This is a genomic window from Frondihabitans sp. GW821-FHT04F02 (genome assembly GCF_059420045.1).
Window position 1 is genome coordinate 106,465 of sequence record NZ_JBWKSZ010000008.1, and the last position, 25,389, is coordinate 131,853.

A 25,389-nucleotide genomic window follows, 5' to 3' on the forward strand; every position below is an offset into this window, starting at 1 on the left:
CGGTCACGAGTCCTTGCGGATCCACCGGAACGTGAGGCGGGCGGCCACGACGCCGACCACGAGCCAGACGCCGAGCACGGCGGCAGTTCCTGCGGCATCCCAGGATCCCCCGGGCTCGAGCGTCTCGAACGTGGAGGGGAGGAACACGCTCCGCATCCCCTGCGCCAGCCACTTGAGCGGGAACACCGATGCGAAGCTCTGGAGCCACGAGGGCAGCTGGCTGAACGAGAGGTAGACGCCGCTGATGAACTGCAGCACGAGCACCATGGGCACGATCACCGCGGTGGCGCTCTTGCCGGTCCGCGGCACCCGCGAGAGCGCGATGCCGAGCACCGCCGACGTGGTGATGCCGAGCAGGTAGACCCAGACGAACGTGAGCCACTTCGAGGCGTCCGCAGGCAGAGCCACCTGGAAGGCGATCCGCGCGACCAGGAGCAGCAGCACGATCTGCAGGGCCGAGGTCGCAAGCACCTGCAGGAACTTCCCCACGAAGTACGACAGCACCGGGAGCGGGGTCCCGGCCAGGCGCTTGAGCGTCCCGTCGCCGCGCTCGACCGCGATGTCGACTGCGAGGTTCTGGACCCCCGACAGCAGGATCCCCGCGGCGATCATCCCCGGCAGGTAGAACGCCGCCGCGGTGATCCCGCCGGAGCCGTCCGGCTTCGTGCCGAAGTTGCCGGCCGAGCTGAACGCGACCGAGAAGATCGTGAGCATGACGACCGGGAAGAGGAAGGTGAAGAAGACGGTGTCGCCCTGCCGGAAGTAGACGGCCGTCTCGAAGCGGGCGCGGCGGAGGCCGAGAGCGAGGGCGTTCACGCGAGCACTCCCGTCGACGTCGCCGTGCTGTCGTGCTTCGCGACGAGGTCGAGGTAGACGTCTTCGAGGCTCGGGCGGATGACCTCGAGCGACCGGACCTCGCCGCCCGTCGACCGGTGCAGCTCGGCGACCAGGGCCGTCGGCTCGGTCGTGCGCTGCTCACGCGGGCCCGCGGCGTCGACCCATCGGACGACGGGGATCCGCGAATCCTGCCCCCCGATCTCGTCGACGGGCCCGAGGGCCACCAGCCTGCCGCCGACGACCACCCCGGCCCGGTCGCCGAGCTGCGCCGCCTCGTCGAGGTAGTGCGTCGTGAGCAGGATGGTCGTGCCCTCGCGCTTGAGGAGGCGGATGAGGCTCCAGAACTCGTGCCGCGCCTCGGGGTCGAACCCCGTCGTCGGCTCGTCGAGGAAGAGCAGCTCGGGCCGGCCGATCACGCCGAGGGCCACGTCGACCCTGCGGCGCTGGCCGCCCGAGAGGGCCTTGATCCGCGTTCCCGCCTTCTCGGTGAGGCCGACCGCGGCGATCGTCTCGTCGACGTCGCGCGGGTTCGGGTAGAAGGTGGCGAAGTGCGCGATCAGCTCGCGCACGCCGACGTTGCCGCTCTCGCCGCTCGACTGCAGCACCATGCCGATGCGCGCCCGCCAGTCGCGGCCCGCCCGGCCCGGGTCCTGTCCGAGCACGGACACGTCGCCGGAGGTGCGGTCGCGATACCCCTCGAGGATCTCGATGGTGGTGCTCTTGCCGGCGCCGTTGGGCCCGAGCAGGGCGAACGTCTCGCCCCGCCCGATGTCGAAGGAGATGCCGTCGACAGCGTCGAAAGCGCCGTAGGTCTTGCGCAGGTCTCGCACGCTGACGTGCTCGGTTTCGCTCATGAGACCACACTGGCCGACGCCGTCGCCTGCCGGACCAGCCGATCGGCCAGACCCGGCGTCAACCGATCGGTGGATGCGGGTCGGGGGCGAGCGGCCCGCCCTCAGCGGGCGATCTTGCCGGTCTGCTCCCGGATGAGGTCGCGCATCCGAGCCGGCTGATCGTCGGGCAGGTCTGCCCACGCGGTGTCGGCCCGGTCGGCGACCGCCTGGTAGATGACCCGTACCTCTTCGACGACGCGATCCTGATCGAGGCCGCTCGTGCGGGCGAGTTTCGCCCAGTGGTCGATGCCGACCTCCTGCGGGAAGTCGGCGCCGCTGACCCTCATGGCGAGGGTCTGGTCGTAGGAGGGCCACAGCCGTGTCGGCAGGGAGTCGTAGATCGGGGCGAGGCTGATGCTCTCGGGGCGCAGCAGCACCGAGTAGTTCTTGGCGTGCGCGTCGGCGTTGCCGATGGCGGAGTTGAACGCCATCTGGCGGACGAAGTCGTACCCGGAGCGCAGGTCGGCGTCATGGGCGGCGAGCAGTTCGATGACCTGTCTCGCCGTCACGTCGTACTTTTCGGAGGTGTCCTTGCCGAGGGCCTGTGCCATGTCTTCGACGTGGACGCGACGCGCGATGGAGTCAGCGCCGGTCACCCGATCGAAGCGCTCGACGATGTACGCCTGCTCCCCCGCGATGGTGAGGATGGACGCCCTCGGGGCGGCGATGCCGACGAGGGCTGCGAGAGCGATCGCTGCGACTTCGGCCTCTTCCGCACCGACGTTGACGTTCGCAGCGGGCTTGACGATGTGCGTTGACGGGATCGCGGCGTTCGACCAATACCAGTCGCCGTCGATGTCGGCGAGGGCGAACTTCGGCTGCGAGCCGGCGAGGGAGAACCGGGCCGGCTCTGCGCTGTCGTACCAGCGGTCGGTATCGAGGTGGAGGGTACGGATGCGAAAGGCGATCGCATCGTCTTCGGCCGGGTCGAGGTCGCCGATCGCGGCCTCCGGCGTCTCGTCGCCCGGCAGAAGCACGAGGCCGCCGGCGAGGTCGCCTCCGACTGCGGCGAGCAGATCGAACGTGCCGGTGGACGCGGCGTGGGTGACGCTCTTCATCCATTCGCGGGCGGCTTGGCGGTCCGGGAGAAGGTTGCCGAGGAACCTTCCTGCCGCCTTCCTGGTCGCGGCCCCGTCACGAGGCAGCGACAGCGATATGGGAGTCTGCGGTGCATTGTCGTCGTAGAGGAACGTGATGCTCCCGGCCCGCTCGTCCTCGATGAACTCTCCGGCGTAGACGCCCTCCAGCCACGCAGACAGGCGGCGGGTCACGGTGTCGGCCGAACGGTCACCGGCGGCAGCGCGAGCGGCTGCACGCCGAGGGCGCGGAGGGCGGCACGGGTCGAGCCGATGCGGACGCCGGGCTTTCCCTTCTCCAAATCGATGATGTCGCGGGCTTCCACATCGGCGAGCGCGGCCAGGTCTCCGACGGTCCACTGGTGGATCGCTCGTTCGTCAGCGATAACGCGCGCGAGCCGGTCGCCGGTGATGACGAACTTCCGGCGGGGTTTGCGGACGAGGGCGACCACCCGGTCATCTCGCCGTTCGTGAGCCTGGCGGACGATGACTTCTCCGGGAGTGAACCCGGCGGGCACCTGACCGCGAAACCAGGCGCGGAGCAGATCGGCGGGGTTGTCCGCCCGGCGGAGCTGGCCGAGGTGCTTCGCCACGCGAACGCGATCGGGTCCGGTGAGTCCGTCGAGGCTCTGCGCTCTGAGCGCGCGGATCATGTGAGCACGCATCGCCGTTCCCATCGACCGCGGGGCGGCTGGGCGGGCGGGTCGGTCTTCTGAGTCGATGACCCAGGTCTTGCCGCGCCGGTGGGCTGGGATCGCACCCTGGCTGGCGAGCGTTCGCACGCGTCGGGCACTGATGCCATGCGCAGCAGCGTACTGCTCCGTCGTCGTCATGCCCCGACTCTACGCCTGCGGAACAAGAAGTGCACTCACTTGTCAGGGGATCAGCCCCGCCCCGCAGCGGTAGAGGGCGGTCGCGAGGCCGTCGACGGCCTGGCGCGCGGTCGCGGGGTCGGTTCCCGCGGGCACGCGTTCGGCCCAGATGGTGAAGGCGACGCGGTCGCCGGCGCGGGGGTCGGCGATCGCGGTCAGGCCGTACATGTCGTCGAGCGTGCCGGTCTTGCCTCGGATCCTGCCCGCCGCTTCCCGGTTCGACGTCTGGAAGCGGCCGTTCTCGGCGAGGGTTCCCGTTCGGCCGGCGACCGACAGCCCGTCGTCCACGGGTCCGAGCCCGTGGTCGCGCCGGGCGACCTGCACCATCAGGCGCGTCATGGCCGTCGCGGTCACGGCGTCGTCCGAGCTCAGCCCGGACGCGTCTGCCAGCCGGAGCCCGTCGGCCGAGACGCCCAGCCGGTCGAGCGAGCCTCCCGTGCCGCCCTGGATGCCGTCGAACGTCGATCCCGTCCCCGCGTTCACGGCCACGAGGCGCCCCAGAGTCTCGGCCAGAGTGTCGTCGGAGTGCGTCAGCGTGTAGCGCGCGAGCTCCGCCACCGGAGCCGACTCGACGGACGCCAGCTTCGTCGCGCCGGCCGGGGCCGTGACCAGCGCAGGATCGACCCGGACGGAGCCGCCGAGCAGCGGCGCGAACGCGTCCGCCGCTCGCATCACGGCGGCGTCGCCCCGCTTCGAGTACTCGTTCGTCGGGTCGTCCCGGTCGCCGTCGACCATGAGCGCCGTGATGTTGGACACCGAGCCGGTCGTCCGCGCCGAGTCGCTCCAGGTCGGAAGCCACGCTGGCCCGCCGAACAGGCTCGAGTCCACTTCGAGCGTCGTGATCGGCACGTCGGCGAGCCGCGGATCGGCCTGGCGAGCCGCCAGGGTCTCCGCCGCGAGCGCGTCGAGGTGCGGCGCCTGCGGGTAGACCGACGACTGCCCGCTGGGCAGGCGCGAGAGGGTCGGGTCGCCGCCCCCGACGAGGATGACCGTGCCGGGGTCGGCGCCCTGCAGCACCCGGGTGGTCAGGCGCGTGTCGGCTCCCAGCGTCGTGACGGCGGCGGCCATCGTGAGCACCTTCATCGTGCTGCCCGTGGCGGCCGGCTCGTCGGCGCGGATTCCCGCCAGCGACCGATCGGTGTCGACGTCTCGGACGGCCAGGTGGAGTGTTCCGGCGCTCCAGCCGCGCGTGAGCTGGGCGACGCTGCATCCGGGCCTGACCGAGGGGATCGCCGAGGCGTCGGCAGGGTCGAAGGGGTTCTTGAGGAGTCCGCTCGCGAGCCCGGCCGCGACGACGGCTGTGGCGGTGACGCCGGCGGCCACGACGCGGCGGCGCGATCTCTTCGTCTTCATACCTCGACGCTACGAAGCCGCCACGCGCCGCACCTCCCCCGCGCGACCGGTACGACCGGGCCTCGAGGCGGAGATCCGCGCGTGCGGCACGGTGGCGAGTCAGGCCGGCGCGAGTGAGGCCGCGAGCGCTTCGTCGGCCTCGGTCAGGACCGCCGCGGCGACCTGGATACCCTCGATCCGCCCGAGCGAGACATCCTCGTGCTCGATGTTCACCGCCATGTCGGGGTCGACCTCGTGGAGCGCGCGCAGGAACTCGGTCCAGTACGCCGTGTCATGCCCCTTGCCGAGTGCGACGAAGTCCCACGCGGACTCCTTCGGCCACTCGTTCGCCCATTCGTCGCCGCCGAGGTTGGTGCGGGGCTCGTCCTCCCGCAGTTTCCGGAACGAGTTGTCGAGCACGCCGTTGATGGCGGCCGCCGGGTTCACACGGACATCCTTGGCGGCGGCGTGCAAGACGAGCGGGCCGAGGTGGCGGAGGACGGCGACCGGGTCCATCTGCTGCCAGAACAGGTGGCTGGCGGCCGAACCAACGAGCCCGACGGGTTCGGGGCGGCGCAGCGGCTTCTCGCCGACGAGCCCGCCACCACGGCCGTCTTCGCCGCGAACGACACGATGGCCCTCGGCGCTCTTGCCGCAATTCACGACATCGGGCGTCGCGTGCCCGAGGACGTCTCGTTGATCGGCTACGACAACTCGCCCCTCGCCAGCTCGCAGATCCTCCGATTGACGACGATCGAAGACGACAGCCGCGACGTCGGTCGACTCGTTGCACGCGCGGTGGTCGCAGTGCTGGACGACGAACGGACCGATGCGGCTGGCCTCGTCGAACCCTCACTCGTCATCCGCGCATCGACGGGGGCGCCCTCCTCGCGATGACAGTCGCGGCACGCCGATGCGAGAAGACTCCGAAAGGTGGAGTCGATTAGCCGAGCGCTTTGCTTTCCTGGGCGTGGACACGGTCGCACGCGCCTACCGTGAGGCTCATCGCGAGGAATTCCCCGCACAGGACTCATCGATGGAAGGAGCGACCATGTCGCTAGGAGACAAGGCCAAGGACGTCACCCAGAAGGTCGCCGGAAAGGCCGAGGAGTTCGTCGGCAAGAGGACGGACGACCAGGAGCTCACCGAGCAGGGTCAGTTCGACCAGGCCAAGAGCGAAGACCGTCTGGCCACCGAGCACGCCAAGGACGGCGACGACAAGTAGTCGACGCTCACGCGAGAAGACCCCCGCCACCCTCTCGGGTGGCGGGGGTCTTCTCTGCAAGGCCCGCTCCGCGGCGCGTCGTCGGAGGGGGCGCAAGCGGCACAGACGAACAATCCCCGGGAAGCGACACTGTCGCGAACACCGGGGATCAGATTGCTCGTGCACCCCCTCGGACTTGAACCGAGAACCCACTGATTAAGAGTCAGTTGCTCTGCCGATTGAGCTAGAGGTGCGTTGCCCGGCTTGCACAGGGCACTGCCCGGCTTGCGCTGGGCACTGCCCGGCTTGCAGTGGGCACTACCCGGCTTGCGCTGGGCGTTGGCTGAGGAAGACTGGCTTCCGGCGCCGAGGAACAACATTAGCATGAGATCTGACGTCGTTCGAACACGTCCGAGAACCCAAGGAGCCCCATGTCGGATCGCCTCGAGAAGGGCGCGGAAGCGCCCTCGTTCACCCTCCCCGACGAGACGGGCAAGCCCGTCTCGCTGGCCGATTTCCGTGGCGAGAAAGTGATCGTGTACTTCTACCCCGCCGCGTCGACACCCGGGTGCACCACCGAGGCGTGCGACTTCCGCGACAACATCAACTCGCTCAAGTCGGCCGGCTACCAGGTGCTCGGCGTGTCGAAAGACGAGGCGCCGGCGCTCCAGAAGTTCAAGAGCGAGCAGGGTCTCAACTTCCCGCTCCTCAGCGACCCCGAGCTCACCGTTCACAAGGAGTACGCCGCCTACGGCGAGAAGTCGCTGTATGGCAAGACGGTCACCGGCGTGATCCGCTCGACGATCGTCGTCAGCGAAGACGGCTCGGTCGAGCTCCCGCTCTACAACGTGAAGGCGACGGGTCACGTGAAGTCGCTGCGGAAGAAACTCGGTCTCGACGCCTAGCGCGTCGACGTCACCTTCACGACGGGTGGCGACACCAGCAGCGCCACGATGACGACGGCGGGCACGACCAGCGCGAGCCCGATCGCGGGGACCGCCGTGAGCCCGCGGAAGCAGCCGACGCCGACCGCGAAGACGAGCACCTGGAACACGATGGCGGCGCCCCGCATCCACGCGTGACCGCGGTATGCGGCCGTCACGATGAAGGCCAGCCAGATGGTCGCGACGAGGGCCAGCACGAGGAAGGCGATGCCTCCCGCGAGGGTGTCGGCCTGCCCGGTCGCGCTGGCGAAGGCGATGACGATCGTCACGATCAGCATCGCGACGAACTCGGCCGTCAAGAGCACAATCAGCGCCCACAGAAGAGGCGGTCTGTGCCGTAGAACGAGGCGTCCACGAGCGTCGGTCTGCTGAGTTTCGACTGGTTCCGTCACGCTGAGAGCCTCCGCTTAACCCCTTGATTTGGTCACACCAGTATGGGAGCATATTCGAGGTTGATGTGACGCGTACATTGCTGTGCGCGCCTCCCAGAATCTTTTTTCTTCTCACCCCCGGAATCCCGGCTTTATTGTCGTGCCCTCGGCATGCCGTGATTGCTGAACCACAAAAGGAGTACCCATAGATGGATTGGCGTGACAAGGCCGCCTGCCTGACCGCGGACCCAGAGCTCTTCTTCCCCGTCGGGAACACCGGGCCCGCCGTCGACCAGATCGACAAGGCGAAGGCGGTGTGCGGTCGCTGCTCCGTCACCGAGACCTGCCTCCAGTACGCGCTCGAGACGTCGCAAGACTCCGGCGTCTGGGGCGGGCTCAGCGAAGACGAGCGCCGCGCTCTCAAGCGCCGTGCTGCTCGCGCTCGTCGGGCTTCCTGACCTCAGATAGTCGCGCGGGGGCGCGTTCCTGACTTCGGTCGGGGGCGCGCCCTTCGTCGTTGCACCCGGCGTTCTGCTCCGGGCGCAGGAACTCGCCGCCCGTCGCCGGGCTACGCCGGCTGCTCGACCCAGCGCAGCGGCACGTCGATCGTGACCTCGGTGCCCGACCCGACGAGCGTGTGCCAGTCGATGGTGCCGCTCAACTCGCCCTGGATGAGGGTGCGAACGATCTGCGTACCCAGCCCCGAGCCGACCTTGCCCTCGGGCAGACCCACGCCGTTGTCGCGCACCTTGACCGTGAGCTGCCCGTCGGTGCGCTCGGCGTTGATCTCGACGTCACCGTCGCGCCCGTCGAGGCCGTGCTCGACGGCGTTCGTCACGAGCTCGGTGAGAGCGAGGGCCAGTGGCGTCGCGTACTCGCTCGGCAACGCGCCGAAGCTGCCGGTGAACTTCGGTCGTACGGTCGTGTTGTGGCTCGATGCGACCTCGGCGATGAGCAGCAGCACCCGGTCGAAGACGGTGTCGAAGTCGACGTTCTGGTTGAGCCCCTCAGACAGGGTGTCGTGCACGACAGCAATCGACGCGACCCGGCGCATGGCCTGGTTGAGGGCATCGCGGGCGACGTCGGTGTGAGTGCGACGCGCCTGGATGCGCAGCAGCGAGGCCACGGTCTGCAGGTTGTTCTTGACGCGGTGGTGGATCTCGCGGATCGTGGCGTCCTTGGTGATGAGCTCGCGTTCCTGGTGGCGCATCTCGGTCACGTCGCGGCACAGCACGACGGCGCCGACGCGTTCACCGCGGTCGCGGAGCGGGATCGCCCGCAGCGACACGGTCACTCCGCGCGCCTCGATGTCGGTGCGCCACGGGGCTCGGCCGGTGACGACCAGAGGCAGCGACTCGTCGATCACGATCTTGCCGGCGAGCAGGCCCGTGGTGACCTCGGCGAGCGACTCGCCCTCGAGCTCACCGAGGAAACCCATGCGGTTGAACGCCGACAGTCCGTTCGGGCTGGCGAACACGACGACGCCGTCGACGTCGAGCCGCAGGAGGCCGTCGGATGCCCGGGGAGCCCCGCGACGCGGACCCGTCGGCGCCCCGAGGTCGGGGAAGTCGCCCGCCGCGATCATCGCGAACAGGTCGTTGGCGCACTGGTTGAAGGTGAGCTCCTGGCGGCTGGGGGTGCGCGCCTCGCTCAGGTTGGTGTGCCGCGTGATGACGGCGACGGGGCGCTCGCTCACATCGGGGCGCGACGCCCCGAGGCGGCGCAGCACGGGCACGGCGCGGACGCGCGTCGGCGTCTCCTCGTACCAGTCGGGCGCAGCCGAGTCGACGATCTGCGACGAGTCGAAGGCCTGCTGCACCTGAGAGCGCCACTCGGGGCGCACCTCCTGCCCGACGAAGTCGCGGTAGAACAGCGTCGCCGAGCTCGACGGACGCGCGTGCGCGACTGCCACGAAGCTGTCGTTCTCGGTCGGCACCCACAGCACCATGTCGGCGAACGCGAGATCGGCGAGCAGCTGCCAGTCGCCGACGAGCAGGTGCAGCCACTCGACGTCCGCCTCACTGGAGCGGCCCTGGGCGAGAACGAGTTCACTGAGCGTTGACACGGGATCAGCCTATCCGGCCCCTCTGACAGGGCCGACCAGGGGCCCGGGTGACCCGGATTCAGGGGCGCAGGAACCCGAGTTCCTGCGTTCGTGACCGATAATCGACTCATGGACGACCACGCCGACCAGCCCTACAGGCAGTTCCTGACGGTCGAGCGCGTGGCCGAGATCCTCAGCGTGGGCCTGGACGACGTCGAGGCCCTGGTCGGCACCGGCGAGCTTCCTGCCATCCGGGTGGGCTCCCCCGGCTTCTGGCGCATCGAGGTCAGCGTGCTCGACGCGTACATCGCCGGCCGGTACGAGGAGGCTCGGCGAGCGGCCGTCTTCGACGGGTTCGACTTCGGGAGCGTCAGCGAGATCGATCCGCCGTCGCGCTGAGCCCCCTTCCTGCGACCGGCGGTCGCGCCTCCCGGTCGGAACTGTTTGTCCACAGGTTTCGACAGGCGGGCGTGTCGCGCCATACGAATGTCATATGTTGATGCTATGCCCGCTCGCAAGCGGCGCTCACACCGTTCACGAGCGAGAGCAACGACATGCCCCAAGCCGCCGCCGCGCCCCGGCGCACCTCAGCCGCCCCGATCGACGCCGACCCGTTCTTCGCACCGCAGCCGACACGTCGCGAGTCGTTGCCTGATCCGGCCCCGCTCGCCGAGAACCTGGCGCGGTGCGTCGTCGAGATCCTGGCCGGCGCGCGCGAGATCGAGCAGATCGCCCGCTGGGTGACCGACGACGTGTACTCGCACGTGCTCAAGCGAGTCGTGCTGGCGGCCCGGGCCCGGAGCGCCCGCGGCGAGGTACCGCATCGACCGGCGTTCCGTGTCGGGAGCGTGCGGCTCGACGAGCCGTCCGACGGGGTCGTCGAGGCCGTCGTCGTGATCCACGGTCGGGCGCGCAGCCGAGCCGTCGCGCTGCGGCTCGAGGGCCTCGACCGGCGCTGGCGCGCGACGGCCGTGCACGTGCTGTAGGGCGGGCGCGGGCGCGCCGCCGATCCGGCGGGTTCGCGCCGATTCCGCGGGCTCAGCCTCACGGCCGCTCCCCCACGCACCCGCACCCGCCAAATCGGCAGACCCCCGCCGTCCGTCCGGCGGGTTCGCGCCAATCTGGCGGGCCCAGCCGGACGGAGGCTTCGCCCACGCGCCCGCACCCGCCGAAACGGCAGACCCCCGCCGCTCATCCGACGGGTTCGAGCCGATCCCGCGGGCTGAACCCCTCGGCACGGGCCGGCGCCTCGGGCCCGCCCACCCCGCGTTCCGGCACCCGCCCTAGGTCGCGGCGTTGCGCGCACGCCGCATCGCGGGGTCCAACCCCGTCCTCGCCGCAGACACGCAAGGCGCCCCGCCCGCCGCGCACACGCACAGCGGCCCCGCCCCACGCGAACGCGGAGACGGGGCCGAACGTGCGAGCGACGCGATGTCGCCCTGCGACTACTTGCGCTTGGCCTGCGAGCGACGCTCCGAGCGGTTCGCCGGCGGAAGCGTGTCCGTCGTCGACTGCCCGAAGGCGCCGCGACCGGCGGGCTTGCCGTCGCCGCCCGAGGCCTCGGGCGAGCCGGAGGTCGCGCGCGCGGCGGCAATCTCGGGGTCGGCGTTCTCCTCGACGAGCTGCTGCTGGCGCTGCGCGCGAGCCGTCTCAGCCTTCTCGATGCGGCCGCGCTGGTCGCGGACCTCGACCTCGCCCTCGGTGTTGGGGGCCGAGAAGTTCAGGACGGCGTCCTTGTTCTCGCCCTCGCCCAGGCCCTTGGCCGCGATGATCGGACCGTGGTCGTGACCCTCGTGGCCGACCTGCGACTGCACCTCGACCTCGAGGTTGAACAGGAAGCCGATGGACTCCTCGCGAATTGCGCCCATCATGTTCTGGAACAGGGCGAAGCCCTCGCGCTGGTACTCGACGAGCGGGTCGCGCTGGGCCATGGCACGGAGGCCGATGCCGTCTTTCAGGTAGTCCATTTCATAGAGGTGGTCACGCCAGCGGCGGTCGATCACCGAGAGGACGACCTTGCGCTCGAGCTCGCGCATGGCACCGTCGCCCAACGACTCCTCACGGCCTTCGTACGCGACCTTGGCGTCTGAGAGGATCTCCTTCGCCAGGAACTCGCGCGTCGCCTTGGCCTTGGAGCCCGCCTCGGTGATGACCTCGTCGATGGTGATGGAGACCGGGTAGAGCGTGCCCAGCTCGGTCCACATGGCGTCGAGGTTCCAGTCGTCGGGGTTGCCCTCGCCGGTGTGGGTGTCGATGACCTCGTTGACGACGTCGTCGAGGAACGCCTCGGTGCGGTCCTTCAGGTCGTCGCCCTCGAGGATGTGGCGGCGGTCGGAGTAGATCGCCTCGCGCTGGCGGTTCAGCACGTCGTCGTACTTGAGCACGTTCTTGCGGATCTCGGCGTTGCGGCTCTCGACCTGCGACTGCGCCGAGCGGATGGCGCGGCCGACGATCTTGTTCTCGATGGCGAGGTCGTCGGGCACGTTGCCGCGACCCATGAGACTCTCGGCGGCACCCGAGTTGAAGAGGCGCATGAGGTCGTCGGTGAGCGACAGGTAGAAGCGGCTCTCGCCCGGGTCGCCCTGACGGCCGGAGCGACCGCGCAGCTGGTTGTCGATGCGGCGCGACTCGTGGCGCTCGGTGCCGAGCACGTAGAGCCCGCCGGCCTCGCGGACCTTGTCGCCCTCCTCCTCGACGGACGCCTTCTGAGCGACGAACACGTCGTCCCAGGCGGCCTCGTACTCGTCGGGAGTCTCGACCGGGCTGAGGCCCCGCGAGTTCATCTCGGCAACCGCCAGGAACTCGGCGTTGCCGCCCAGCATGATGTCCGTCCCGCGGCCGGCCATGTTGGTGGCCACCGTGACGGCCCCGAGGCGACCGGCCTGAGCGACGATGGCGGCTTCGCGCGCGTGGTTCTTCGCGTTGAGCACCTCGTGCTTGATGCCCTTCTTCGCGAGCAGCTTCGAGAGGTACTCGCTCTTCTCGACGCTCGTCGTGCCGACGAGCACGGGCTGGCCGGCCTCGTGGCGCTCGGCGATGTCTTCGGCGACCTGCTCGAACTTGGCCTGCTCGTTCTTGTAGACCAGGTCGGTCTGGTCCTGGCGCTGCATCGGGCGGTTGGTCGGGATGGCGACGACACCGAGCTTGTAGGTCGACATGAACTCGGCGGCCTCGGTCTCGGCGGTACCGGTCATGCCCGAGAGCTTCTTGTAGAGGCGGAAGTAATTCTGCAGCGTGACGGTCGCGAGAGTCTGGTTCTCGGCCTTGACCTCGACGCCCTCCTTGGCCTCGATCGCCTGGTGGATGCCCTCGTTGTAGCGGCGACCCGACAGGATGCGGCCGGTGTGCTCGTCGACGATCAGCACCTCGCCGTTGATGACCACATAGTCTTTGTCGCGCTTGAACAGGGCGTCGGCCTTGATGGCGTTGTTGAGGAACGAGATGAGCGGCGTGTTGGCCGACTCGTAGAGGTTGTCGATGCCGAGGTAGTCCTCGACCTTCTCGATGCCGGGCTCGAGCACGCCGACGGTGCGCTTCTTCTCGTCGACCTCGTAGTCGATCTCGGGCTGGAGGCGGCGGGCGAGCGTCGCGAACTCGGCGAACCAGCGGTTGGCCTCGCCGGACGACGGGCCCGAGATGATGAGCGGCGTGCGGGCCTCGTCGATGAGGATCGAGTCGACCTCGTCGACGATGGCGAAGTAGTGGCCGCGCTGCACCATGTCCTGTGCCTGCCAGGCCATGTTGTCGCGCAGGTAGTCGAAGCCGAACTCGTTGTTCGTGCCGTAGGTGATGTCGGCCGCGTACATCTCGCGGCGCTCCTGCGGAGTCTGGCCCGCGAGGATGCAGCCGGTCGTCATGCCCAGGGCGCGGAACACGCGGCCCATGAGCTCGGACTGGTAGCTCGCGAGGAAGTCGTTGACCGTGATGACGTGCACGCCGCGCGAGGCGATCGCGTTCAGGTAGGCGGCGGTGGTCGCGACGAGGGTCTTGCCCTCACCGGTCTTCATCTCGGCGATGTTGCCGAGGTGAAGGGCCGCACCGCCCATGAGCTGGACGTCGAAGTGGCGCATGCCCAGGGTGCGGCTCGAGGCCTCGCGCACCGCGGCGAACGCCTCGGGCAGGAGGTCGTCGAGCGACTCGCCGGCGGCGTAGCGCTCGCGCAGCTCGGCGGTCTCGTTGTGGAGCTCTTCGTCGGTGAGCGTCTTGAAGTCGTCTTCGAGGTCGTTCACCGCCTTCGCATAGGCCTTCAGGCGTCGAAGGGTACGACCCTCGCCGACGCGAAGGACTTTCTCGAGAACGTTGGCCACGGATACTCCCGGTTGGTGATGAGCGGAACGCTTGGCGTTACCAGCCCGTGATGGTAGCAAGCCTAATAGCCGAACCCCTGGGAGGCCGCCACGCGGGCGGCGTCCCAGGGGTTCGGGTCGAGCGGTCGAGCGTCAGCCGACGAGGCCGCCGCGGATGGCCATCTCGGTCTCCTGGTGCGTGGGGGCGGAGTCGTCGAGCGCGATCACGCCGTAGTCCCAGCCCTTGCGCCGGTAGACGACGCTCGGCCGGCCGTCGTTGGCCGAGTCGGTGAACAGGTAGAAGTCGTGGCCGACGAGCTCCATGTAGTAGAGCGCGTCGTCGACGGTCATGGGCGTCGACGCGAACGTCTTCTCGCGGATCACGACGGGGCAGTACTCGTCTTCGGCGGGCTCGACGGCCTCGTCGACGGTGGCGATCGCGCCGGTGCGCACCTGCTCCAGCGTCTCGGCCGACGCCGGGATGATGCCCGCGCGGCTGAAGTCGGCGGCGGCGGCCTCGTGCAGCGAGGTGGGCCGGTGCTGGCCGCGATGCACCTTGCTCCGGTCCTTCGCTCGGCGGACCCGCTCGAGCAGCCGGGCGATGGCCAGGTCGAATGCGACGTACTTGTCGGATCCGCTCGACTCCGCGCGGACCAGCGGGCCGGGGCCGATCAGGGTGAGCTCGACGCGGTCGTCTCCCGACGTCGAACCGGATTTCTCGTTGTGCCTCGACACCTTGATCTCGAGCGCCAGTGCTCGGGTGGCGAGGGAGCCGACCTTCTCGGCTTTCTCGGTGGCGTACTCGCGGAATCGATCGGTGATACCCACGTTTCGACCCGTTACGGAAATGTCCATGACGTTCCTCCAGCCACTTCAGCGTGCCGCCGTTCGTGTAGGCGGTAGTGCTTTCACGCCTCGTAGGGCCACCGTAGTGACGTCGGCACCGCGATGTCACGACCTGTTCACCCATTCTTCGCACGCTCCTCGAATTCGCACCTGCCACGCAGGCGGCACCAATACGCTCGGGGTCCGCGCGTCGATTCCGCCAGCTGATCTCCCCTCACGATCTAGCGCTCGAAACGTCGTGCTCACGATCGCCCGCTCACGATCGCCCACTCAGGGGCACGGCTGCCAGCGCGCACACCCCGACGACACGAGCCCCGGCCTCCCGGGCGGCCCGGCAGGCCTCGGTCAGCGTGGCCCCGGTCGTCATCACGTCGTCGACGATCACGACGCTCCGGCCCGCCCAGCGCGTCGAGCAGACGAGCCTCCTCGATCGGTGGCGCTCGGCCCGCCCGCGTCCCTTCTGCTGAGCGGAGTTCCCATGTCGCAGGAACTCGAGGCCCCGCCGCCCGGGCACAGCCCCCGCCGCTCGAAGCAGCAGCTCGACGGGGTCGTACCCCCGCCGTCGCCGGCCCGAGCGCGACGGGGGCACCGCGAGCGCCACGAGGGGGTGCGCGTCGTCGGGGGCCTCGGCCGCGAGAAGGGCCAGCGCGCGACCGAGCGGCGGAGCCAGAGGCCGGGCCAGGCGGAGGCGCCCGCCGTTCTTGAAGGCGAGCACGGCGTCGCGGGCGGAGCCGGCGTAGACGAGCCCGGTGGCGCATGGGGTCGCATCGGCCAGGGCGTCGAGGCGGGGCAGGGCGGAGGCGAAGCGCGCGCGGCAGCTGGCGCACAGGTCGATGTCGGGCGCACCGCAGCCGGCGCAGTCGACGGGGGCCACCAGGGCGAGCGCGCCACGGAGGGAGGGCGCGGCGCGGACCCAGAGGGCGAGGAGCAGGGGCAGGAGGGGCATGTCTCGATCGTGACGGCCCCGATTTCCTGCGCCCCGAGAAAGGGCCTGCCTGTGGACAGACGAGAGCCTGTGGACAGAGCCCGGCTAGCGCTGCGTCGCCAGGAGGTCGGCGCTGATGCCCGTGTCTTCCCAGCCGTTGCCACGCGGCTCGAGCAGGGTGCCCGACGCGGTCAGCACGCGGACGCCGTCGGCGCCGTTGCCCCCGACGAGGTTGACAGCGGTGCCGCTCGGGGTCCCGAGGTCGGTGCTCTCGCCGCCGACATCGTGCTCCGAGACCAGAGACGATCCGGTGCCGCTCGTCGACAGCGTGCCGATCGTGAGCTCGTCGACCCACGTGACCGAGACCGGGCTGCCCGCCGGCGGCGTCAGCTCGAGCGGGTTGCCGAGCGCGGTGGGCATGTGCTTAGCGTCCCGCTGGATCGACGCCACCAGGAGGCGGGTCGTTCCGGCGTTGTCGAGCAGGATCGCCACTCGGGTGCCGTCGCGCGACACCGTGAAGCCGACGAGCTGCTGGTCGCTCGGCAGGTCGGTCGAGACCGGGTGGGCCACGCCCTCGGCGTCGTAGGCGATGATCGAGCGCGGGTCGTCTGTCTGCGCGCTCCAGACGAGTCCCTGGCCGTCGAGCGTGGGCGCGGCGAGGCCCGACCTCGAGTCGACGCGGCGCGAGACGCCCTGGTCGGTCACGACGAAAGTGCCGTCGGCGGTGCCGACCGCGGCCGTCTTCTGGTCGGTCGAGAGCTCGACCGACGTCGGCTTGAGGGCGACGACGGCCTTCGACAGGCCCGCGACGGGAGAGACCGACGATGCACTGGCCCAGCCGAACGCGCCCTTCGACAGCACCAGCGGCCGGGCGTCGACCTGCGGGTCGGTGAGGGCGGCGCCGCCGGTGTCGTTGGGGATCGAGAGGTTCGCCCCGTCGGCCGAGATCTCGACCGCGCTCACCGTCGTGACCGTCGAGAAGCTCGCCACGAGCTGGGCGCGCATCCGCGAGCGCTCGCTCGCGTCGAGGCTCTCCACCCCGCTCGACAGGTCGACCCGGGCGGTGCCCGACGACACGGTCACGGCCCCCGGACCGAGCTTGGCCTTGGCCGGGAACGCCGACTCGACGGCTCCGTTGAGCCACGGTGACGGGCCGCCGAGAAGCGCCTCGACGATGTGCGTCGTCGGCGACGTGCGCGCCAGGAACCACCGCTCGTCGGGCACCAGGTAGGTGAACGTCGGATCGTAGAAGTAGATGGCGTGCGGCCGGAAGACGAGGTCGAAGTTCGCCGTCGACAGCACGATGCCCGACGGCGCCCGGCTGATTCGCCACTCGCCCCCGACCTTCTGGAAGGCGAACTGCAGGCTGACCGTGTCAGACGGCTGCGCCTCGGCGTAGTGCCCCTCGGCGTCGACCGACGCGACGCTCTGCACGGTGTAGGTCGCGGCGCCGTCTGTTCCGGCTGCGAACGTGCCCGAGCCCTGGCGGACCACGACGCCCGCACGGGGATCCCACTTCTTCGCCTCGGCGCTCGTGAGGTACTGCCGCGCCACCTTGTAGTCGCCCTGCGAGCCGGTGCCGGCCTCGATGAAGCCGCGAAGGATCCGCTCCTGGTCGCTGCCGGCGATCGGCCCCGACGGCAGGTACTCGATGTCGCTCTCGATCTTGTTGCTGATCGGGTCGCCGGTCTCGACCCCGCCGGTCGACGGGATCGTGGCGCAGCCGACGAGCACGACGACCGAGGCCGCCGCCACGAGCGCTGCCCGGACCATCCGCATCATCCGGCCTCCTCCCCGCCCGGGAGCGTCAACGGGATCGGCGCCGCCGCAGCGATGCCCACACCGGAGCGCCGCGGCAGCGTGACCACGAAGCGCGTGCCGACGGCGACCGCCGAGCGCACCTCGAGCCGGCCGCCGTGCAGCGCGGCGTCCTCGCGGCTGATCGACAGGCCGAGTCCGGTGCCGCCGATGGTGCGGCGGCGAGATGGGTCGGCTCGCCAGAACCGGTCGAAGACGCGCTCGGCGTGCTCGGGCAGCATGCCGGCGCCGTGGTCGTCGACCGCGATCGCCACCGCGTCGGAGTCGCTGTCGACAGTGATCTCGATCGGCCGGCCCTCGCCGTGCTCGATGGCGTTTCCGACGAGATTGCGCAGGATCCGCCGAAGTCTGCGGGGGTCGACGTCGGCCTCGAAGTACCCGCCCCGGGCATCCACCGACAGCACGCTGCCGGCCCCCTCGGCCAGGGGCACGAACTCGTCGACGGTCTCGCGCACGAGCCGCACGATGGCGACCGGCTCGGTCTCGAGCTCGACCGCACCCGCATCGAACCGCGAGATCTCGAGCAGGTCGGCGAGCAGCAGCTCGAACCGGTCGACCTGGGTGTGGAGCAGCTCGGCCGTGCGCGCCGAGGCCGGGTCGAACGAGTCGCGGTTCTCGTAGAGCACGTCGCCGGCGAGGCGGATGGTGGTGAGCGGCGTGCGCAGCTCGTGCGAGACGTCCGAGACGAACAGCTGCTGCATGCGCGACAGGTTCGCCAGCTGCTCGATCTGCCGCTGCATGGCGTCGGCCATGCCGTTGAACGACCGGCCGAGGGTCGCGATGACGTCCTGGCCGGCCTCCGGGATGCGCTCCTCGAGCTGCCCCGCGGCGATCTTCTGGCTCGTCTCGGCGGCGAGGCGGATCGGGCCGACGACGATCCGGACGACGACGTAGGTGATCACGGCGATCAGCAGCACCAGCGCGATCGAGCCGATGGCCAGCGTCTGCTTCATGAAGTCGAGTGTCTTCTGCGCGTCGCTCAGGTCGTAGACCAGGTACAGCTCGTACTGGCCGGCCGTCGGCACCTGCAGGGTCGACCCGACCGCGAGTCCCGGCTGACGGCCGGTGCTCGTCGTGAGCGAGACCGGCTGCAGGTGGATGCGGTCGGTGTCCTCGGCCACGGCGTTCCGGAGCGCCTTCGTGATGGACGCGCTCGGGAAGTCGGGGCTGGCGATGTTCTGGATCGTCTGCGACGTCGACTGGCCCGGGGTCCGCAGGATGGCGATGCTCGTGCCGCCGGGGCTCGAGGTCGCCGAGAGGATCGCGCTCTGCGCCTGGTTCTGCAGCCCGTCGAGCTCGACCTGGTTGCCACTGTCGGTCGAGGTCGCCGTGTCGAAGATGTTCTGCGCGAGCTGGGTCGCCCGCTGCGACTCCGACTCGATCTGCGTGCGGCGCTGGTCGTAGACGTTCGTGCCGATCGAGATCGAGATGGAGGCGCCGATGACCGTGACGGCGATCCCCGACAGCAGCACCGTGATCAGGATGGTGCGGAACTCGAGCGACTTGCGCCACAGGCCGAGCACCCGGCCCGGCCAGGACCGCCAGTCCGAGAAGGTCCGCCACGGCGCAGCCGGCATGACGGAAGCGCTAGACACTGGCGCCGGCGCGGTACCCGACGCCGCGCACCGTGCTCACGATCCGCGGGTTGTCGGGATCGTGCTCGACCTTGGCGCGGAGGCGCTGCACGTGCACGTTCACCAGGCGGGTGTCGGCCTTGTAGTGGTAGCCCCAGACCTGCTCGAGCAGCATCTCGCGCGTGAAGACCTGCTGCGGCTTCGACGCGAGGGCGAGCAGCAGCTCGAACTCCAGCGGGGTCAGGTTGATGACCGCGTCTCCGCGGCGCACCTCGTGCGCGGCGACGTCGACCGTGAGGTCGCCGACGGCGAGGGTGTCGCTCGACGGCTCGGCGATGGGGCGAAGCCGCGTGCGGATGCGCGCGACGAGCTCCTTCGGGTTGAACGGCTTCACGACGTAGTCGTCGGCGCCCGACTCGAGGCCCCTCACGACGTCGCTCGTGTCGCCCTTCGCCGTCAGCATGATGATGGGCACGCCGCTCTCGGCGCGCAGGAGGCGGCAGACCTCGATGCCGTCGATGCCCGGGAGCATCAGGTCGAGCAGCACGAGATCCGGCGTCGTCTCGGCGAACGCCTCGAGAGCCCCGCTGCCATCGGCGCAGAACGACGCCTCGAACCCATCGGCACGGAGCACGATGCCGATCATCTCGGCCAGGGCTGGGTCGTCGTCAACCACCAGGATGCGGGGGGTCATGGTCTCCACGGGTAAGAAGCGCCGCGCGATGCGGGTCGCTCCACAGTAGCGAACGGCGCTGGGATCGCCACAGGCAAGGCCATCGGAGGCGCTCAGCCTTCAGCTCCGGTGTCGGCGGCCTGTGGTTTCATGGTTCAAAGCACGGACGCACGCACCACGGGGGATCCATGAGCACGGACGCACCACGCAACGCCGACGAGGGCTCGCCCTGGGCGGCGCCGGGTGGTGCGTCGCCGCGGCCGGGGGGTGTGCCGGCGGTTCCGCCCGTTCCTGCGCCCGCCGCCCCGCCCGCGCCGCCTCCGGGCTACGGCCAGCCCGCACCGCCCGCCGGAGTCGCGCCTCCCGCCTACCCTCAGCCTGGCGGCATGCCGCCCGCCTATCCACGGCAGGGTCCGCCTCAGGGGCCGCCGCCCGGATGGGCGCCGCCGCCGAAGCCGGGCCTCGTGCCGCTGCGGCCGCTCACGCTCGGCGACATGCTGGGCGCCGCATTCCGGGTGTTCCGGCGGAATCCGCTGACCACGTTCGGCACCGCCCTGCTCTTCTCTCTCGGCTCCACCGTCATCGTCGCCGGTGTGGGCGCGCTCATCGTGGTAGGCGCGGTCGGCCGCTACCAGAGCGCCCTCCCCCAGGACCGCGACTCGATCCTTCCCGGCACCATCGCCGGCGGCGCGCTGGCGCTGCTCGTGCCCGTCTTCTTCCAGGTCGGGGTGCAGGCGATCCTGCAGGGCGTGCTCGTGCTCGAGACCAGCCACCAGATCGTCGGCGAGAAGATGCGTCTTCGCGGGCTCCTGCGCCAGGCCCGGGGCCGGATCTGGGCGCTGATCGGCTGGGCCGCGGCCATCAGCGGCGCTCTGCTCGTCGGCATCGGCATTCTGGCGGGCGTCGTCGTGCTGCTGGTCGTGGGGGTCGGCCAGGCCGCTGGCATCACCGCGGGCGTGCTGGTCGGCGTCTTCGGCAGCCTCGGAATCGTCGTGCTCGCCGTCTGGGTGGGCACCAAGACGGTGCTCGTGCCGAGCGTGCTGCTGCTCGAGCGCCTGGCCTTCCGCGCAGCGATCGCCCGGTCGTGGCGACTCACCCGCGGCAGCTTCTGGAAGGCGTTCGGCATCATCGCGCTCGTCGCCGTCATCGTCTCGGTCGCGTCGAATGTCGCGAGCGCGCCGGTGTCGTTCATCGGCGGCCTGGCGGGCGGGCTCCTCGCCCCGAACGGCAGCGACGACTCCAGCGGCGCCGTCGTCTCGTACGTCCTCATCCAGGTCGCGTCGGGTCTCGTCGCGCTGGTGGTGGGCGCCATCGGCTCCGTGATCCAGTCGGCGACCGTGGCCCTGATCTACGTCGACCTCCGGATCCGCCGCGAGGGGCTCGACCTCGACCTCGTCCGCTACGTGGAGCTGCGCCAGCACGGCGTGACGCCGCTGCCCGACCCGTACCGGCCACCCGGGGCCCCGACCGCTCCCCCCGGAGTCGCGTGAGCGCCCCGCTCTCGCCTGGTGCCGACGAGGCCCGCAGGCTCCTTCAACAGGAGCTCGCCAAGGCCGAGTACCAGAACGCCAAGCCGGGCCTGCTCGACCGTATCGCCCAGTCGTTCTGGGACTGGGTCAACTCGCTCGAGTTCGGCTCGGTCAAGGGCGTGCCGGTGCTGGGCATCCTCGTCGTGCTCGCGATCGTCGCCGTCGTGCTCCTCGTGGTGTTCCGCGTGTACGGGGCCCCGCGACTGAACCGCAAGGCGTCGGCCGCGTCGACGCTCTTCGGCGAGAACGACGACCGCTCCGCCGCCGACCTCCGAGCCGCGGCCGCCCGCGCTGCCTCGGCCGGCGACCACGATCTCGCGGTCGTCGAGGCCTTCCGCGCGCTGGCCCGGGCGCTCGACGAGCGCGACGTCGTCTCGACCAGCCCGGGCACGACCGCGCAGGCGTTCGCCGTGAGCGCGGGCGAGGCGTTCCCCGACCTCGCGGGGCGGATCCTCGACGCGTCCGGCTCGTTCGACGGCGTCCGCTACCTCGAGCGCTCCGGCACCGCAGCCGAGTACGAGCGGGTGCGGGAGCTCGACGGGGCCCTCGAGACGGCCAGCCCGGCCCGGCCGATCGGCGTGCCCGCATGACCGACACCGCGACCCGGCCGCGCCGTACGGAGGCCCCCGGCCCGCGGGTGCCGGTCGTCGTCCGCACGCGGATCCTGCTCGGGCTCGGCGCCGCCGTCGTCGTCGCCATCCTCGCCCTGCTCGTCATCGGCGGTCTCGCCGGCACGACCGGCAGCGCCCTCGACGCAGCCAGCACGCAGCCGAGCGGCGCCAAGGCGCTGGTGAGCGTGCTCCGGGGTCAGGGCATCGACGTGACAGTGACGACGACGCTCTCGTCGACTGCGGCTGCCGCGGCGGACGACCCCGCCGAGACGACGATCTTCGCCTACGACTCGAACGGGTACCTCGACGCCGACCAGTGGCGGCGCCTCGCCGGCGCCTCGTCGCACCTCGTCGTCGCGGCCCCGGCGCAGACGGCCCTCGACGCCGTCGCACCCGGCGTCACCGCGTCGACGAAGGAGCTGACCGGCACGCTCGCGCCGAGCTGCGACCTTCCGGCACTCGCCCAGTCGAGCCGTGTCACCGGAGACGGCAGCCGCTACACCGTGGCCGCCGGCTCCGACGCCGACCGCTGCCTCCCCGCCACGAGCGGCGGCGGCTACGGCCTCGTCCAGCAGCCGTTCGAGGGCTCGACCGTCACTGTCGTCGGCACGACCTCGGCGCTCAGCAACGAGAAGGTCGCCGACCTCGACGACTCCGCCTTCGCGCTCGCGCTCCTCGGCGACTCCCCCACGCTCGTCTGGTACCTCCCCTCCGTCGACGATCTGCCGAAAGGCACCGGCACCCTCGCCTCGCTCACACCCGGCTGGGTCACGCCGAGCATCGCACTGATCTTCGCCGCCGGGATCGCGGGCGCGTTCTGGCGCGGCCGCCGACTCGGGCCCCTCGTCGTCGAGAACCTGCCCGTCATCGTGCGGTCTACAGAGACGACCGAGGGCCGGGCGCGGCTCTACCAGCGCGGCGCCTCCCGGGTGCACGCCCTCGACCAGATCCGCGTCGGCGCCCTGTCGCGGCTCGCCCTCGCGGTCGGGCTCGGGCGGGGGGCCGACGTCGACCAGGTGGTGCGGCGGGTGGCCCAGTTCCTGCGCGTCGACCCCAAGCAGGTGCGCCACGTGCTCGTGGATGCCGTGCCGGGAGACGACGCCCACCTGATGGCCCTGAGCGACAGCCTGCGCGACCTCGAGGCCGCCGTCGCGCGAGCCGTGCGGCCCGGGGCGAGACCATGACGCGCCCGACCCGGCATCGCCCGATCCGAACCAGCACCCCGCCCCTTCGACGGAAAGACTCATCGGCATGACAACGACCCCCACGAACTCCGACCTGCAGCAGTCGTTCGCGCGAGTCCGCGAAGAGGTAGGCAAGGCCGTCGTCGGCCAGGACGGCGCCGTCTCGGGCCTCATCGTCACTCTGCTCGCGTCGGGCCACGCGTTGCTCGAGGGCGTTCCCGGCGTGGCGAAGACGCTGCTGGTGCGCGCTCTCAGCCACAGCCTCAGCCTGGAGACGTCGCGCGTGCAGTTCACGCCCGACCTCATGCCCGGCGACATCACGGGCTCGCTCGTCTACGACTCGAAGGCCGGCGAGTTCGAGTTCCGGCAGGGGCCGGTCTTCACGAACATCCTGCTGGCCGACGAGATCAACCGCACGCCGCCGAAGACCCAGTCGGCGCTGCTCGAGGCCATGGAGGAGCGCCAGGTCTCGGTCGACGGGGTCTCCCGACCTCTGCCAGTGCCCTTCCTGGTCGCGGCGACGATGAACCCGGTCGAGTACGAGGGCACCTACACGCTGCCCGAGGCGCAGCTCGACCGGTTCTTGATGAAGCTGACGCTCGGCCTGCCCGCCCGCGACGCCGAGGTCGAGGTGCTCGCGCGCCACGCGGCGGGCTTCTCGCCCCGCGACCTCACCGCCGCCGGCGTCACGCCGGTGATCGGCGAGGCCGACATCCTGGCGGCGCAGGCCGCGGTCCGCCAGGTCGGCGTGCGGCCCGACGTGCTCGCCTACATGGTCGACCTGGCCCGGGCGACCCGCGAGAGCCCGTCGGTGCGAATCGGCGTCAGCCCGCGCGGATCGACGGCCCTGCTCGCCGCGTCGAAGGCGTGGGCGTGGCTCACCGGGTTCGACCACATCACCCCCGACCACGTGCAGGCCATGGCCATGCCCGTGCTGCGCCACCGCCTGCAGCTGCGCCCCGAGGCCGAGCTCGAGGGAGTCGACGCCGACTCGATCCTCGGCTCCGTGCTGCAGCAGGTGCGGGTGCCGCTCTAGCCATGGTCGTGACCGGATGGTTCGTCCTGCTCGTCGCCCTCGGCGTGGTGCCGATCCTCGTCGCGCCCAGCCCCTGGGTGCTGCTGTCGTGGATCGTGCTCTGCGTCGTGCTGCTCGTCGTCGACGTGCTGCTGGCGGCGTCGCCGAAGAAGGTGCGGCTCACGCGCGACCTGCCGGGCTCGATCCGCCTCGGCGAGAGCGCCACGTCGACGCTCTCGGTCTTCAACGAGAACCGGCGCAGGATCCGCGGAACCATCCGCGACGCCTGGCAGCCATCGGCCGGCGCCTCGCCGTCGCGCTTCCGTGCGGGCATCGACCCCGAGCGCCGGGTCGTGCTGACGACGGGCCTCACGCCGTTCCGGCGGGGTGAGCGCCGCGCGTCGGCCGTGACCATCCGCACCCTCGGCCCCCTCCGGCTCGCCGGGCGCCAGGCCACCCACCCCCTCGCCGGAGCCGTGACCGTGCTCCCCCGGTTCTCGTCGCGCAAGCACCTGCCGTCGCGGCTCGCCCGCCTGCGCGAGCTCGACGGCCGCACCAGCGTCATGGTCCGCGGGCAGGGCACCGAGTTCGACAGCCTGCGCGAGTACGTCCGCGGCGACGACGTGCGCTCCATCGACTGGCGCGCGACCGCCCGCCGGAGCGACCTCATGGTGCGCACCTGGCGGCCCGAGCGCGATCGCCGGGTCGTGATGGTAGTCGACTCCGGGCGCACCAGCGCCGCCCGCGTCGGCGACGAGCCCCGCCTCGACACGGCCTTCGAGGCGGCGCTTCTGCTCGGTGCCCTGGCGACGCGCGCCGGCGACCGGGTCGACCTCGCGATCGCCGACCGCCGCGTCCGCGCGAGAGTGCAGGGCGCGAGCGGGGCCGACCTCCTCTCGCAGATGGTCTCGGCCATGGCGCCGGTCGACCCCGAGCTCGTCGAGACCGACTGGGCCGCTGCGCCCGCGCTCGTCCGTTCGATCACGACGCAGCGGTCGCTCGTGGTCCTCTGCACGACGCTCGACACCCCCGGCGCCGCGCGCTCGCTCCTCGCCGCCGTGCCGCAGCTCGCCAGTCGGCACCTGGTCGTCGTCGCGAGCGTCACCGACCCGGCGCTGACCGCGCTGACGACGGCGCGCGACACCCGCGACGACGTGTACCGGGCCGCCGCCGCCGAGCGCGCGCTGCTCGACGTCGCCCGCGTCTCGGCCGCCCTGCGGCAGCTCGGGGCCGACGTCGTCACCGGGACCCCCGCCGACCTGCCGCCCGCCCTCGCCGACCGCTACCTCGCCCTCAAGGCGGCGGGCCGGCTGTAGCCGCGCCGCGCCGCCACCGCGCCGCGCGCCGCGCCCGCC

The 25,389-nt window shown here is 70.9% G+C and carries 24 protein-coding genes, 1 tRNA gene and 1 pseudogene; 11 read left to right on the plus strand and 15 right to left on the minus strand.

What is annotated here, in order from left to right:
- Positions 1–3 precede the first annotated feature (3 nt).
- From AC07TY_RS17830 to AC07TY_RS17855, 6 genes and pseudogenes are all read right to left on the minus strand, one after another.
- A complete protein-coding gene (locus tag AC07TY_RS17830; protein WP_123507221.1) occupies positions 4–816 on the minus strand; it encodes an ABC transporter permease in 813 nt (270 codons plus the stop codon).
- Positions 813–1,691, minus strand: coding sequence for an ABC transporter ATP-binding protein (locus AC07TY_RS17835; protein ID WP_494786198.1), 879 nt, complete (start codon positions 1,689–1,691; stop codon positions 813–815). Before AC07TY_RS17835 ends, AC07TY_RS17830 begins: the two co-directional genes overlap by 4 nt.
- A 101-nt stretch (positions 1,692–1,792) precedes the next feature.
- The gene (locus AC07TY_RS17840) at positions 1,793–3,001 is read right to left on the minus strand and encodes a HipA domain-containing protein (RefSeq protein ID WP_494786199.1); all 1,209 of its coding nucleotides are present in this window, start codon (positions 2,999–3,001) and stop codon (positions 1,793–1,795) included.
- Positions 2,998–3,639: a hypothetical protein gene (locus AC07TY_RS17845; protein WP_494786200.1), complete on the minus strand. Its 642-nt coding sequence runs from the start codon at positions 3,637–3,639 to the stop codon at positions 2,998–3,000. Before AC07TY_RS17845 ends, AC07TY_RS17840 begins: the two co-directional genes overlap by 4 nt.
- Before the next feature lie 42 nt (positions 3,640–3,681).
- Entirely contained in the window at positions 3,682–5,031 is a 1,350-nt protein-coding gene (locus tag AC07TY_RS17850) for a D-alanyl-D-alanine carboxypeptidase/D-alanyl-D-alanine-endopeptidase (protein ID WP_494786201.1), read from the minus strand.
- Between the two features lie 99 nt (positions 5,032–5,130).
- A pseudogene (locus AC07TY_RS17855) lies at positions 5,131–5,550 on the minus strand (sugar phosphate isomerase/epimerase); the annotation flags it as partial.
- Here AC07TY_RS17855 and AC07TY_RS17860 point away from each other — a divergent pair.
- Together AC07TY_RS17860 and AC07TY_RS17865 are read left to right on the plus strand one after the other, a co-directional pair.
- Positions 5,542–5,907, plus strand: coding sequence for a substrate-binding domain-containing protein (locus AC07TY_RS17860; RefSeq protein ID WP_494786202.1), 366 nt, complete (start codon positions 5,542–5,544; stop codon positions 5,905–5,907). The pseudogene AC07TY_RS17855 and the gene AC07TY_RS17860 sit on opposite strands and share 9 nt — an antisense overlap.
- 154 nt (positions 5,908–6,061) lie before the next feature.
- Positions 6,062–6,235, plus strand: coding sequence for a CsbD family protein (locus tag AC07TY_RS17865; RefSeq protein WP_494786203.1), 174 nt, complete (start codon positions 6,062–6,064; stop codon positions 6,233–6,235).
- A gap of 160 nt (positions 6,236–6,395) precedes the next feature.
- On the opposite strand, the gene AC07TY_RS17870 is transcribed toward AC07TY_RS17865, so the two are convergent.
- A tRNA-Lys gene (locus AC07TY_RS17870) sits at positions 6,396–6,468 on the minus strand.
- A gap of 177 nt (positions 6,469–6,645) precedes the next feature.
- Here AC07TY_RS17870 and bcp point away from each other — a divergent pair.
- Entirely contained in the window at positions 6,646–7,119 is a 474-nt protein-coding gene (bcp, locus tag AC07TY_RS17875; protein WP_494786204.1) for a thioredoxin-dependent thiol peroxidase, read from the plus strand.
- Here the strand turns inward: bcp and AC07TY_RS17880 are convergent.
- Positions 7,116–7,463, minus strand: coding sequence for a hypothetical protein (locus AC07TY_RS17880; RefSeq protein WP_494786205.1), 348 nt, complete (start codon positions 7,461–7,463; stop codon positions 7,116–7,118). The genes bcp and AC07TY_RS17880 overlap by 4 nt on opposite strands.
- A 275-nt stretch (positions 7,464–7,738) precedes the next feature.
- Between AC07TY_RS17880 and AC07TY_RS17885 the strand changes: the two genes are divergently transcribed.
- Positions 7,739–7,987, plus strand: a complete 249-nt coding sequence (locus tag AC07TY_RS17885; protein WP_055959328.1) for a WhiB family transcriptional regulator — start codon at positions 7,739–7,741, stop codon at positions 7,985–7,987.
- A gap of 110 nt (positions 7,988–8,097) precedes the next feature.
- Here the strand turns inward: AC07TY_RS17885 and AC07TY_RS17890 are convergent, their stop codons facing one another.
- Positions 8,098–9,594, minus strand: coding sequence for a sensor histidine kinase (locus AC07TY_RS17890; protein ID WP_123507233.1), 1,497 nt, complete (start codon positions 9,592–9,594; stop codon positions 8,098–8,100).
- 108 nt (positions 9,595–9,702) lie between these two features.
- Here AC07TY_RS17890 and AC07TY_RS17895 point away from each other — a divergent pair, with 108 nt between their 5' ends.
- Both AC07TY_RS17895 and AC07TY_RS17900 read left to right on the plus strand, forming a co-directional pair.
- Positions 9,703–9,972 (plus strand): helix-turn-helix domain-containing protein, encoded by a 270-nt coding sequence (locus AC07TY_RS17895; RefSeq protein WP_123507234.1) that lies wholly within the window; start codon positions 9,703–9,705, stop codon positions 9,970–9,972.
- A 155-nt stretch (positions 9,973–10,127) separates the two neighbouring features.
- A complete protein-coding gene (locus AC07TY_RS17900) occupies positions 10,128–10,559 on the plus strand; it encodes an Rv3235 family protein (RefSeq protein ID WP_488624331.1) in 432 nt (143 codons plus the stop codon).
- A gap of 459 nt (positions 10,560–11,018) precedes the next feature.
- Here the strand turns inward: AC07TY_RS17900 and secA are convergent, their stop codons facing one another.
- From secA to mtrA, 6 genes are all read right to left on the minus strand, one after another.
- On the minus strand, positions 11,019–13,880 hold the full coding sequence (gene secA, locus AC07TY_RS17905) for a preprotein translocase subunit SecA (protein ID WP_123507236.1): 2,862 nt from the start codon (positions 13,878–13,880) through the stop codon (positions 11,019–11,021).
- A 132-nt stretch (positions 13,881–14,012) separates the two neighbouring features.
- The gene (hpf, locus tag AC07TY_RS17910) at positions 14,013–14,714 is read right to left on the minus strand and encodes a ribosome hibernation-promoting factor, HPF/YfiA family (protein WP_123507237.1); all 702 of its coding nucleotides are present in this window, start codon (positions 14,712–14,714) and stop codon (positions 14,013–14,015) included.
- Between the two features lie 247 nt (positions 14,715–14,961).
- Positions 14,962–15,651: a ComF family protein gene (locus AC07TY_RS17915; protein ID WP_494786206.1), complete on the minus strand. Its 690-nt coding sequence runs from the start codon at positions 15,649–15,651 to the stop codon at positions 14,962–14,964.
- A gap of 84 nt (positions 15,652–15,735) precedes the next feature.
- On the minus strand, positions 15,736–17,403 hold the full coding sequence (locus tag AC07TY_RS17920) for an LpqB family beta-propeller domain-containing protein (RefSeq protein WP_494786207.1): 1,668 nt from the start codon (positions 17,401–17,403) through the stop codon (positions 15,736–15,738).
- A 5-nt stretch (positions 17,404–17,408) separates the two neighbouring features.
- A complete protein-coding gene (mtrB, locus tag AC07TY_RS17925) occupies positions 17,409–19,025 on the minus strand; it encodes an MtrAB system histidine kinase MtrB (protein ID WP_488624336.1) in 1,617 nt (538 codons plus the stop codon).
- A 10-nt stretch (positions 19,026–19,035) separates the two neighbouring features.
- Entirely contained in the window at positions 19,036–19,716 is a 681-nt protein-coding gene (gene mtrA, locus AC07TY_RS17930) for an MtrAB system response regulator MtrA (RefSeq protein WP_123507536.1), read from the minus strand.
- Positions 19,717–19,883: 167 nt separating this feature from the next.
- On the opposite strand from mtrA, the gene AC07TY_RS17935 reads away from it, so the two are divergent.
- From AC07TY_RS17935 to AC07TY_RS17955, 5 genes are all read left to right on the plus strand, one after another.
- On the plus strand, positions 19,884–21,185 hold the full coding sequence (locus AC07TY_RS17935; RefSeq protein WP_494786208.1) for a hypothetical protein: 1,302 nt from the start codon (positions 19,884–19,886) through the stop codon (positions 21,183–21,185).
- Positions 21,182–21,814, plus strand: coding sequence for a DUF4129 domain-containing protein (locus AC07TY_RS17940; protein ID WP_494786209.1), 633 nt, complete (start codon positions 21,182–21,184; stop codon positions 21,812–21,814). Before AC07TY_RS17935 ends, AC07TY_RS17940 begins: the two co-directional genes overlap by 4 nt.
- Positions 21,811–23,019 (plus strand): DUF4350 domain-containing protein, encoded by a 1,209-nt coding sequence (locus AC07TY_RS17945; protein WP_494786210.1) that lies wholly within the window; start codon positions 21,811–21,813, stop codon positions 23,017–23,019. Before AC07TY_RS17940 ends, AC07TY_RS17945 begins: the two co-directional genes overlap by 4 nt.
- Positions 23,020–23,086: 67 nt before the next feature.
- Positions 23,087–24,055, plus strand: coding sequence for an AAA family ATPase (locus tag AC07TY_RS17950; protein WP_488624340.1), 969 nt, complete (start codon positions 23,087–23,089; stop codon positions 24,053–24,055).
- Positions 24,056–24,057: 2 nt separating this feature from the next.
- Complete coding sequence (locus AC07TY_RS17955; protein ID WP_494786211.1) at positions 24,058–25,350, plus strand: DUF58 domain-containing protein; 1,293 nt, start codon at positions 24,058–24,060, stop codon at positions 25,348–25,350.
- Positions 25,351–25,389: the final 39 nt, after the last annotated feature.